This is a genomic window from Stenotrophomonas sp. Marseille-Q5258, assembly GCF_946900935.1.
Lineage (GTDB): Bacteria > Pseudomonadota > Gammaproteobacteria > Xanthomonadales > Xanthomonadaceae > Stenotrophomonas > Stenotrophomonas nematodicola.
In genome coordinates, this window is sequence record NZ_CAMPPN010000048.1 from 1 (window position 1) to 10,532 (window position 10,532).

Annotated in this window: 7 protein-coding genes and 1 pseudogene; 2 read left to right on the forward strand and 6 right to left on the reverse strand. The window is 70.4% G+C overall.

Going from position 1 to position 10,532, the window contains the following annotated elements:
* Positions 1 to 185: 185 nt before the first annotated feature.
* Entirely contained in the window at positions 186 to 1,115 is a 930-nt protein-coding gene (locus tag OC534_RS19020) for an SDR family oxidoreductase (protein ID WP_016448223.1), read from the forward strand.
* A 79-nt stretch (positions 1,116 to 1,194) separates the two neighbouring features.
* A pseudogene (locus OC534_RS19025) lies at positions 1,195 to 1,725 on the forward strand (transposase); the annotation flags it as partial.
* Positions 1,726 to 2,024: 299 nt separating this feature from the next.
* On the opposite strand, the gene OC534_RS19030 reads toward OC534_RS19025, so the two are convergent.
* From OC534_RS19030 to OC534_RS19055, 6 genes are all read right to left on the reverse strand, one after another.
* Positions 2,025 to 3,308, reverse strand: coding sequence for a TolC family protein (locus OC534_RS19030; RefSeq protein ID WP_136007210.1), 1,284 nt, complete (start codon positions 3,306 to 3,308; stop codon positions 2,025 to 2,027).
* On the reverse strand, positions 3,305 to 3,610 hold the full coding sequence (locus OC534_RS19035) for a DUF3240 family protein (RefSeq protein ID WP_136007208.1): 306 nt from the start codon (positions 3,608 to 3,610) through the stop codon (positions 3,305 to 3,307). Before OC534_RS19035 ends, OC534_RS19030 begins: the two co-directional genes overlap by 4 nt.
* Positions 3,607 to 6,714 carry a CusA/CzcA family heavy metal efflux RND transporter gene (locus OC534_RS19040; protein ID WP_262072397.1) on the reverse strand — a complete coding sequence of 1,036 codons (3,108 nt, stop codon included), beginning with the start codon at positions 6,712 to 6,714 and terminating at the stop codon, positions 3,607 to 3,609. Before OC534_RS19040 ends, OC534_RS19035 begins: the two co-directional genes overlap by 4 nt.
* A gap of 3 nt (positions 6,715 to 6,717) precedes the next feature.
* A complete protein-coding gene (locus OC534_RS19045; RefSeq protein WP_136007204.1) occupies positions 6,718 to 7,917 on the reverse strand; it encodes an efflux RND transporter periplasmic adaptor subunit in 1,200 nt (399 codons plus the stop codon).
* 522 nt (positions 7,918 to 8,439) lie between these two features.
* Complete coding sequence (locus OC534_RS19050; RefSeq protein WP_136007202.1) at positions 8,440 to 9,840, reverse strand: histidine kinase dimerization/phospho-acceptor domain-containing protein; 1,401 nt, start codon at positions 9,838 to 9,840, stop codon at positions 8,440 to 8,442.
* 15 nt (positions 9,841 to 9,855) lie between these two features.
* Entirely contained in the window at positions 9,856 to 10,419 is a 564-nt protein-coding gene (locus OC534_RS19055; protein ID WP_262072398.1) for a response regulator transcription factor, read from the reverse strand.
* Positions 10,420 to 10,532 lie beyond the last annotated feature (113 nt).

Consider the following 10,532-nt stretch of genomic DNA (forward strand, 5'->3'; position numbering starts at 1 on the left):
CCCCGCGATGTCGAAAACCCACGCATGAACCCCCGATCTGTGCCCGATCTGTGCCCAAAGCGGCGCTTGCGCGGCCGCTTCCTACCCGCCAGACTCGCCAAAAAGGGCGGTTGAACTTCCTATACCCCAAGGTGGCCCTACCGCAGCATGTATTCACTAATATCTCAACCAAAGGAGTATTCGAGATGGGTAAGCTAGCTGGCAAGATTGTCGTAGTGACGGGGTCGGTTTCGGTCATCCCCGGGTTCGATTCCATTGGCTCGGCAACGGTTCGCGAAGCCTTGGCCGAAGGGGCCGATGGGGTTGTCATTTCCGACATCAACGATGAGCAGGGCGAGGCATTCGCCAAGAGCCTGAACGAGGAATATGGTGAGGGGCATGCGCTCTATGTGCATACCGACGTGACTGATCCGAAGGATGTTGAGAAACTTTTCGAGATCACTGAGAAGACCTATGGTCGGGTGGATGCCATCATGGCCAATGCCGGCGTGGCGACGGCTGAGGATTTCGATAAGGATCCCGAGGAGGTTCTGAAGTCGAAAAAATTCATCCAGAGCGTCAACGAGGACGGAGTGTTCAATACCGCGCTCTACGGCTCGCGGCTGATGATGAAGCACGGGACCAAGGGCTCGATCGTGCTGGTATCGAGCATCCACGGCGTCGCCGGTCGCCCGAAGGTGGTGAACACGGAGACGGGCGAGGTGCTGATTGAACGCTTCAATCTGGTCCAGTATACGATGGGGAAACACGGCGTTGTCGGCCTGTCGAAGGCCCTCGCGCTGCAGTTCGCGGAATACGGAATCCGAGTGAACACCGTGAATCCGGGATATATTATGACGCCGCTATTCCAGGCCGCTGTCACGACTGACAAAGAGAAGTTGTCGCATGAGAAATCCTTGGAAACGGATGCCTTTGACTTCACCCAGCTGGCGGCGCTGCACCCATTGTGCAACGATCCGGTGAAGGATGCAGATATTGTCCCGCGTGGGAAATTTGGTGGCCGTATGGGTGTTCCGGCCGAAATCGCCAAGCCGGCGGTGTTCCTGATGTCCGACGAGTCTTCCTTTATGACCGGTCAGAAACTGGTTGTCGACGGCGGGTATACCGCATGCTGAGCATCGGCGGATAGTTAGTGAGCTTCTCCCATTGTGTGGAGGGGCAAATGTGAAACGGGGCGCTTTGGCGCCCCGTTGCTGCCGCTACATCACGCGCCCGGCGATCAGCGAGCAGCGGCTGTCGATCTCACCGCAGGGTAGGGTGCGGTATCAGCTCAAGACGCCGTGGCGCAATGGCACCACGCATGTGGAATGGGATCCGGTGGATTTCATCGCCAAGCTGGCGGCGCTGGTCCCGCCACCGCGCGCCCACCTGACCCGCTTCCACGGGGTGTTTGCCCCGAACGCCGCCCTGCGCGCACAGTTGACGCCATCGGGGCGCGGCAGGCGGCATGACGCCGCTGTGGAGCCGGCGGACGCAAGCGCGAACGACGCGCCGCGCAGCCCCGAGGAGAAGCGCCGTTCGATGAGCTGGGCGCAACGCCTCAAGCGGGTCTTTTCCATCGACGTCACCGCCTGCGTCCACTGCGGTGGCACCGTGCGGATCGTCGCCAGCATCGAGGAACCTGCCGCCATCCGCGCCATCCTTGGCCACTTTGTGAAGCAGGGCGCGCGGGAAGAAGCGCACTACAGGCCCGCAGCGCGCGCACCGCCAGTGCAAGCCGCGTGACGATCTGCCGGCTGCACAGCCGACGGCGAAACCGGAATCCGAGCCGATGCGGCCACGATCCGCAGGGCGGCGCTCGGCCCGCTGTCGGGAATCAGCGAAGCATGGCTGCTGACAACGCCGCTGCGTGGCCCCGCGATGCCGAAATCCCACTCACAGACGTCCGATCCGTGCCCAAAACGGGGCTTGCGCGACCGCCGCCTACCCGCCAGACTCGCCAAAAAGGGCGGTTGAACTTCCTATACCCTGACTGATTACCTGGATTGCGGCAGGATCCGGGCGCGCGGCGACGCGCCCGGCAGTCATTCGCCGCGCGGCATCGCCGCGGCGTGCTCGTGCGATTCGCCCGGCAGTTCCGGATGCCACAGCTCGTGGCTGTCCACCCGCACCAGCAGGCCGGCTTCCAGCGCGTCCACCCGCGCCTGCGCCTCGGCCAGCCGCACCTGGTGCTCGCTGCGCAGGGCCAGCAGGTACTCGCCCAGCGCCGTTTCGCCCAGTTCCCAGGCGCGGCGGGTGCGCCTGGTCGCCGTGGTTTGCGCCGCCAGCGCCACCCGCTGCGCCTGCCACTGCGCGAGGCGGCTTTCGGCGGCCTGCACCGTGGCCCAGGCCTCCTGGCCGATCATGCGGCGCATGCCGTCGGCCTCGGCCGCCATCGCCAGCGCGTTGGCGGACTCGCTGGCGGCCAGCGCGCTGCGGTGGGTGTAGCCGATCGGCACGCTCAGCACCAGGCCGATGGCGCGCTCGGCGCCGCCGCGGTCGTTCATCACCCGCACGCCGACGCTGGGATCGGGACGGCGGTCGGCGCGGGCGCGGTCGGCGACCAGCGATTGCCGGGTGGCATCCTCGACGGCGATGCCGATTTCGTGGCTGCGTTCGACGATCAAGGCGCGCCACGGCGCCGCGCCGCCCGGCAACGATGCCGGGTCGGGCAGTTCCGGCACCCGCTCCGGCAGCGGGATCTGCGGGAACTGGCCGGCCAACGCCTGGCGCGCGGCTTCGGCGGCGGCCTGCGCGGCCAGTGCCAGCGCCTGCAGTTGCGCGCGCTCGGCCTCGAACAGATCGAGCTCGCGGCGGGCGGCGTCACCCAGTTGCACGCGCCGCGCCAGCGCGTCGCGCTCGCGCGTCATCAGCGCCTGTTGCTGCGCGGTCTCGCCGGCCACCTGCGCGGTGCGCAGCCAGTCCATCCACAGCGCCAGCAGGCGCCGCGCGGCCTGGTGCTCGGCATCGTCCAGGCGCAGATCGGCGGCGGTGGTGCCGTGAAGGCCGATCTCGCGGTCCAGCCGCGCCTTGCCGGGCAGGCGGATGCGCCGGCCCACCTGCGCTTCCCATTCGCTGTAGTCGCCGCTGGCGTCGGTGGTGCGGCGCTGCGGGATCACGCTGGCCTCGTATTCGTAGCTGCCGGCGGCCAGCGCGCGCGCCTCGGCGCGGGCGGCGACCGCCCGCGCCGAGGCGGCCTGCACCTCCGGCTGCGCCATCAGCGCGTTGGCGATCAGCTCGTCCGGCGGCAGGTACGTAGCCTGCGCCGCGGCGATCGCCGGCAGCCAGGCCAGCAGCGTGGCGGCGAGGCGGTGGCGGCGCGGGTTCATGCCAGCCTCCCGTGCGCGATCACCGCCTCGGTCCACCAGCGCACATCGGTGCTGGCCACGCGCTTGCGCAGCGCGGCCAGCACCTCGTCCAGGCGTTCGCGTTCGATCACCACCCACAGCACCTGGCGCTCGATGCGCCCGCGCACCTGTTCGCTGGCCGAGGCATGGGCGAAGTCGCTGGTATGGCCTTCGGCATGGAACAGGGTGAAGCCGGGCATCGCCGGATCCGAGACCAGCGCATCGGTCACCGTGTCCTCCAGTCCGGGCGGAAAGATCAGGTTGAGGCGGACGAAATCGCTCATGCGCCGGTCCTCGTGGCAGCGGAAACAAGGTGCGCCTGCGGTGCCGCCGGCTGGCCGTAGCGGCGGTATAGCAGCGGCAGCAACAGCAGGGTCAGCGCGGTCGAACTGACCAGCCCGCCGATCACCACGATCGCCAGCGGACGCTGGATTTCCGAGCCCGGGCCGGTGGCCAGCAGCAGCGGCACCAGGCCGAAGGCGGTGATGGTGGCGGTCATCAGCACCGGGCGCAGCCGGCGCCAGGCGCCTTCGCGCACTACGTGCTCGATCGGGTGGCCCAGCGCGTGCAGGTGGTTGAAGTAGGACACCAGCACCAGGCCGTTGAGCACGGCGATGCCGAGCAGCGCGATGAAGCCCACCGAAGCCGGCACCGACAGGTACTGCCCGGACAGCCACAGCGCGACGATGCCGCCGACCATGGCAAACGGCACGTTGCCCAGGATCAGCAACGCCTGCCGCACCGAACCGAAAGTCATGAACAGCACCACGAAGATCAGCCCCAGCGCCACCGGCACCACCAGCCCCAGGCGCGCGGCGGCGCGCTGCTGGTTCTCGAACTGGCCGCCCCAGACCAGCCGGTAGCCCGGCGGCAGCGGTACCTCGCGGGCCACCGCCGCGCGCGCTTCCTCGACGAAGCCGACCAGATCGCGCCCGGCCACGTTGGACTGGATCAGCGAGAAGCGCGAGCCGTTCTCGCGCCGCACCTGCACCGGCCCGGAGGTCGGCGTCACCGTGGCCAGCGCGGTCAGCGGGATCTGCCCGGCGTCGCCGCGCGCCAGGCTCAGCGCCTCGAAGCGCCCGGCCGAGGCGCGCACCTGAGCATCGCCGCGCACCAGGATCGGCGTGCGCCGGTCCGGCTCGATGACGATGCCGGCGGGCACGCCTTCCAGTTGCGCGCGCAGCTCGTCCTGCACGTCGGTGACCGCCAGCCCGGCGCGGCCGGCGGCCTGCGCATCGACCTTGACCTGCAGGTATTCCACCCCGTCGGTGGCCTGGGTCAGCACGTCCTGCGCGCCAGGCACCTTCTCGATGGTCGCGGCGATGCGCTGGGCCAGTTCGCCCAGCGTGTCCAGGTCGGCGCCGAACACCTTGATCGCCACGTCGCCGCGACTGCCGGTCAGCATCTCCGACACGCGCATCTCGATCGGCTGGGTGAAGCCGTAATCGACGCCGGGGAAATCGGCCATCACCTGGCGGATCTGCCCGGTCAGCCAATCCTTGTCGGCCACCCGCCACTGGTCGCGCGGCGCCAGCTGCATGAACAAGTCGGTCTCGTTGAGGCCCATCGGGTCCAGGCCCAGTTCGTCCGAACCGGCGCGGGCAACGGCGTGGCGCACTTCCGGCACCCGCGCCAGGATCGCCTTCTCCACCGCCGCGTCGATCTGCAGCGAGCGCTGCAGGCCGATCGACGGCGGCTTCTGCAATTGCAGCAGGATGTCGCCCTCGTCCATGGTCGGCATGAACGCCTTGCCGGTGCCCAGGTACGCGCCCACGCCCAGCAGCAGCGCCACCGCCGCGGCGGCGACGGCGCGGCCCGGATGCGCCAGCGCGCCTTCCAGCAGCGGGCGGTAGAGGCGGTCGATCTGGCGCATCAGCCACGGCTCGGCATGCGCGCGCTCCTTCAGCAGCAGCGAGGCCAGCACCGGCACCAGGGTCAGCGACAGCAGCAGTGAGGCGCCCAGCGCGAACACGATGGTCAGCGCGACCGGCGCGAACAGCTTGCCTTCCAGCCCCTGCAGCGTCAGCAGCGGCATGAAGGTCAGGCAGATGATGAGGATGCCGGCGGCCACCGGCGTGGCCACCTCGCGCGCGGCGGCGAACACCCGGTGCAGCCGCGGCAGGTGTGCGCCGGGCGCGTCCGGCGCCAGCCGGCTGACCGCGTTCTCCACCACCACCACCGCCGCATCGACCAGCATGCCGATGGCGATGGCCAGCCCGCCCAGGCTCATCAGGTTGGCGCTCATGCCGGTGATGCGCATCAGCAGGAAGGTGGACAGTGCGGCGAACGGCAGCATCAGCGCCACCACCAGCGCCGCGCGCAGGTCGCCCAGGAACAGCAGCAGCAGGATCACCACCAGCACCGTGGCCTCCAGCAGCGCGTGCTCGACGGTGCTGACCGCGCGGGTGATCAGCGTGCTGCGGTCGTAGAACGGCACGATCTTCACCCCCGGCGGCAGGCTTGGCGCCAGCTCGGCCAGGCGCGCGCGGATCGCGGTCACCAGGGTGGAGGCATCGGCGCCGCGCAGCGCCACCACGATGCCTTCCACCGCCTCGCCGGCGCCGTCGCGGGTCACCGCGCCATAGCGGGTCAGCGCGTCGGTACGCACCTGGGCGACGTCGCCGACGCGCACCGGCGCGGCGCCGGGACGGATGACGATGGCGGCGAGGTCGTCGAGTGTGTGGATCGCACCCTCGGCACGGACGATCAGGGTTTCCTCGCCGGCATCGAGGCGGCCGGCGCCATCGTTGCGGTTGTTGCGGCCGATGGCATCGACGATGTCGCGGAAATGCAGGCCGGCGGCAGAAAGCCGCGCACGGTCGGGCACCACCACGAAACTGCGCGCCTGCCCGCCCAGCACGTTGACGTCGGCCACCCCGGGCAGGGTGCGCAGCGCAGGGCGCAGGGTCCAGTCCAGCAGGCTGCGGCGCTCGGCCAGGGTCAGGCCGCCGCCCTCGATGGTGAACATGTACACGTCCGACAGCGGCGTGGAGATCGGCGCCAGGCCGCCGTTGACGTCCGACGGCAGGTTCGCGGCGACGTTGCCGTAGCGCTCGGCCACCTGCTGCCGCGCCCAGTAGATGTCGGTGCCTTCGGCGAAATCCAGGGTGAGGTCGGCGATGGCGTACTTGGCGGTGGAGCGCAGCATCACCCCCTGCGGCACGCCCAGCAGTTCCATCTCCAGCGGGGTGATGACCCGCGACTCCACTTCCTCAGGGGTCATCCCCGGCGCCTTCAGGATCAACTTGACCTGGGTCGGCGAAATGTCCGGATAGGCATCGATGGGCAGATGCAGGAACGCGGCCACGCCGGCCCCGGCCAGCGCCACCGCGGCCAGCAGCACCAGCACGCGCTGGCGCAGCGAGAATTCGATCAGACGCGCGAGCATGGCCTACTCCGCCCGGGTCGCGGCAGCCGGGTCCGCGCCGGCATCGGCGGGCGCGGCGGCTTGCACGGGAATCAGCGACTTCAGCATCACCGTGCCGCGGGTGACCACGCGCACGCCGGGCGCAAGGCCGGCGGCGCTGACGATGCTGGTATTGGCGTCGCCGCCGAGCAGTGCCTGCACCGGCACTACCCGCACCCGGCGGCCATCGATCCGGTACAGCACGTGGCCATCGCCGGCCGGCAACAGCGCCGGCGTCGGCACCGCCAGGCTGCCGGGCGGTGCCGGCAATTGCAGGGTCACGCCGAACTGCTGGCCGGCGACCAGGCCGGCATCGGCGGCCACCTGCGCGCGCACCCGCAGGCTCTGGCTGGCCGGGTCGGTGTCGGCGCCGATGGCCACCACCCGGGCGACCGCGCCATCGGGCAGCAGCACCGCCTGTCCCGGCGCCAGCGTCGCCCGCACCCGCACCGGGGCGATGAAGCGGATGTCGAGCGGGCCGGGTTCGGCCACGCTGAAGGCCTCGTCCAGGGCCGCCAGCGCCTGCCCCGGCTGGATCATCCGGCGCAGCACCTGGCCGGCCATCGGCGCCAGCAGTTCGTATTCGCCGGGCTGGCCGGCGGACACCGGGCGCAGTTGCGACAGCGCGCCGCTGGCCTGGCGCAGTGCGCCTGCCGCGGCGGCGGCGCGGGCACGGCTCTGCTCGTCGCGCGCGGCGGCGATGATGCCCTCGCTCAACAGCTCGCGATCACGCCGCGCCTGCAGCGAGGCGGCGGTGGCTTCGCTGCTGGCGCGCGCCAGGTCGGCCTGCGCCAGCAGCAGCTCGCGGCTCTGGATGCGCGCCAGCGGCTGGCCCTTGGCCACCCGCGCGCCCTCGTCCACCAGGATCCGGGTGACCACGCCGGCGTAGGGCACGACCACCTGCGCGCTGGCGTCCAGCGGCGCGGCGGCCTGGGCCGGCAGACCCGGCAGCGGCAGCGTGGTCGCGGCGGTCACCGCCTCGCTGGCGATGCCTTGGGCGCGGAGCTGGCTGTCGGTCAGCTCCAGGCTGCCGTCGGCGGCCAGCTTCGGCGCCGCTTCGGCGGGAGCCTCGCTCGGCGTGGACGGCCACAGCCACCATGCCAGCGCGATCAGCAGCAGCGCCGCGCCGGCCAGCCACGGCAGGCGGCGGCGAGCGGCGAAGGCCGGCCACCGGGCCGGGCTCATCGGCCGGCTCCGGCAGGAACAACTGCAAACGCATCGGCGCGGACGCCAGGCACGGCAGCCGCACGCGCATCAACACTGCGCGCATCGACACAGAAGGAAAGGAGAAGGCACATCGGCAACGGTTCCTGTCGCGGTCCAGATCGGGACAGGATATCCGATGAAGCTTTGGTCAAGCTTTGGTGCAAGGCACCATCACATCGCCTGCGGCGACCGAAGCAACGCGACCCCAGGCGCGCCACCACGGCGGACCAGCAGGGGCCAGCCAGCAACGTGGGCGCGAGACTGCGGTCGAAATGGGCCAAGTAAGCCACGGTCCCCCCGTAAGCCAGCACCAACACGACAACCACCGGAACAACCAGGACCCTGACTATGCGCATGATGCTTTCTCCATTGACGACGTGGATCCACGGACCCCGCGCCATACTCGATGCCTCCCAGCCACGCCAACTCAGCAGGCATGACGGGTGAAGATCCCGTGATGCCGCAGTGCTTTTCCGGCAGCGACATAGCCGTTCCTGCCGGCTACAGCGTAGGCCAGGGCCCGAGCCGCGCCGACAGCCGGCCCGCGTCGAGACTGAATCGCAGCGGCAGCGGCAGGACTTCCGCCAGCCCGAAGGTCAGCGCCAGGCCCAGGCCGGCATGGTGGGCGGTGCCGCCCTCGGACTGCTTGCGCCAGAAACGGCGACCGAACTGGAGCAGGTCGTCCTGCTCCAGTTCGGGTGCGGCATTGGCGACGGTCAGCCACCATTCGCCGTCGCCGCGCTGCAGCCGGCACTGGACCTCGCCGCCTTCGGGGGCGTAGTCGATGGCGTTGCGCAGCAGGTTGGAGACGATCCGCTCGACGATGCCGAAATCGCTGCGCACCCAGGCCGCTTCCGGCAGCGTCGTGCGCAGGTCGATGCGCCGCTGCGCCGCCGCCGTGCGCAACGCCATCGCCGTATCGGCGACCAGCACCGCCAGGTCGAGCGGATCCGGCGAAGGCCCCTCCAGCCCGGACTCCAGCCGCGACAGCAGCAGCAGCGTATCGACGCTGCGCTGCATCCGCGCGCAGGCCTCGATCGCGGCCTGCAGCCCGTGCCGTGCCTGTGCAGGATCCGCGCCGGCCAGCGCGCTCTCGGCGGTCACGCGGATCTCGGCCAGCGGCGTGCGCAGTTCGTGCGCCGCATCGCGGGCAAAGCGGCGTTCGCGCGCGGCCGATTCGTAGAGGCGGCGCAGCCCGGTATCGAACGCGGAGGCGAATGGCTTCAGCTCGACCGGGAAATCCGCACCGATCGGCCGCGGCGGCGTCTGCACATCGACCGCGGCGACATGGCTGCCGGCACGGCGCAGCACCGCGAACGCGCGCTGCACCACCAGCAGCCCCAGCACGACCACCAGCACCAGCGCCAGCGCCACCCCGCCCAGCAGGGTGAAGTGGATGCGCCGCTCGGTACGGTCCCAGCCCTCGCGCTCGGTGGCCACCACCAGCAGCCGCGGCGCGTGCTCCGGCGCCACCCCGGGCAGGCGCGAAGCCAGCGCGCGGCCGGCATGGCCGTCGGGCAGGGTCACGTCGTAGTAGCGCGGCGTGCCCAGCCGTTGCGGGCCGACCGGCAGGACCATGCCGCCGCTGCTGGACGAGTGCAGCAGCGCATGGCCGCGGTGGTCGTAGACGGTGAAGAATTCGGTGTGCCCGTCCGGATCATATTCGGGCATCAGCCGTTCGAGCTGGGCCAGGTCGCGTTCCTGCAGGGTATTGCTGACCGTGCGCACGCGTTCGAGCAGTGCGTGGTCCATGCGCTGGTAGATCTCGTGGTCGATCCAGTAGTCCAGCGCCAGGAACATCGCGGCGAGCACGCCACCGACGGTCAGCGTCAGGCCCAACGCCAGCCGCCGGCGCAGCGACCACGGCGGCGATGCCTGCATATCCGGCGCCGGTGCGTTCATCGCGTCCGCGCCGGGTTACGGGAACACATAGCCGAATCCGCGCCGGGTCTGGATCAGCGCTTCGGCGCCATGTCGCGCCAGCTTGGCGCGCAGCGTGCTGACGATCACCTCGACCACCTTGTCCGAAGCCTCGCTGCGGCTGTCGTACAGGTGTTCGAAGATCTGCGCGCGCGCCAGCGTCCGCCCGCGCTGGCGCAGCAGCAGCTCCAGCAAGCCGTATTCCTTCGGCGTCAGGCCCAGGTCGTGCTGCTGCCAGCGGGCGCTGCGCGCACGCGTATCCACCGCCAGCGCGCCATGCCGCAGCACCGGCTCGGGCGGCTGCGCCGGACGCCGCAGCAGCGCGCGTACCCGCGCCAGCAGCTCGTCCAGCGCGAACGGCTTGACCAGGTAGTCGTCGGCGCCGGCATCGAGCGCCTGCACCCGGTCGCCGACCTGGTCGCGCGCCGACAGCACCAGCACCGGCGCGGCACCGCCGCCGGCGCGGTACTCGCGCAGCACGGCCACTCCATCGAGCAGCGGCAACATCAGGTCCAGCACCACCACGTCGTACTCGTAGGCGCGCAGCTGACCTTCTTCCATTTCTTCACGCCGGGTCGCGAGCTTCCCGACGCCGTGGATCTGGCGGGGATGGCGCGTGCGCGGGGTGTCGAACTGATCGACATCGCCACGGGACCGTCGTCAGCCGGCTTTCG

Bases quoted from the DNA above. Each gene is read 5' to 3' on its own strand.
- OC534_RS19020 (WP_016448223.1), top strand. From the start codon at position 186: ATGGGTAAGCTAGCTGGCAAGATTGTCGTAGTGACGGGGTCGGTTTCG.
- OC534_RS19030 (WP_136007210.1), bottom strand. From the start codon at position 3,308: ATGAACCCGCGCCGCCACCGCCTCGCCGCCACGCTGCTGGCCTGGCTG.
- OC534_RS19035 (WP_136007208.1), bottom strand. From the start codon at position 3,610: ATGAGCGATTTCGTCCGCCTCAACCTGATCTTTCCGCCCGGACTGGAG.
- OC534_RS19040 (WP_262072397.1), bottom strand. From the start codon at position 6,714: ATGCTCGCGCGTCTGATCGAATTCTCGCTGCGCCAGCGCGTGCTGGTG.
- OC534_RS19045 (WP_136007204.1), bottom strand. From the start codon at position 7,917: ATGAGCCCGGCCCGGTGGCCGGCCTTCGCCGCTCGCCGCCGCCTGCCG.
- OC534_RS19050 (WP_136007202.1), bottom strand. From the start codon at position 9,840: ATGAACGCACCGGCGCCGGATATGCAGGCATCGCCGCCGTGGTCGCTG.
- OC534_RS19055 (WP_262072398.1), bottom strand. From the start codon at position 10,419: ATGGAAGAAGGTCAGCTGCGCGCCTACGAGTACGACGTGGTGGTGCTG.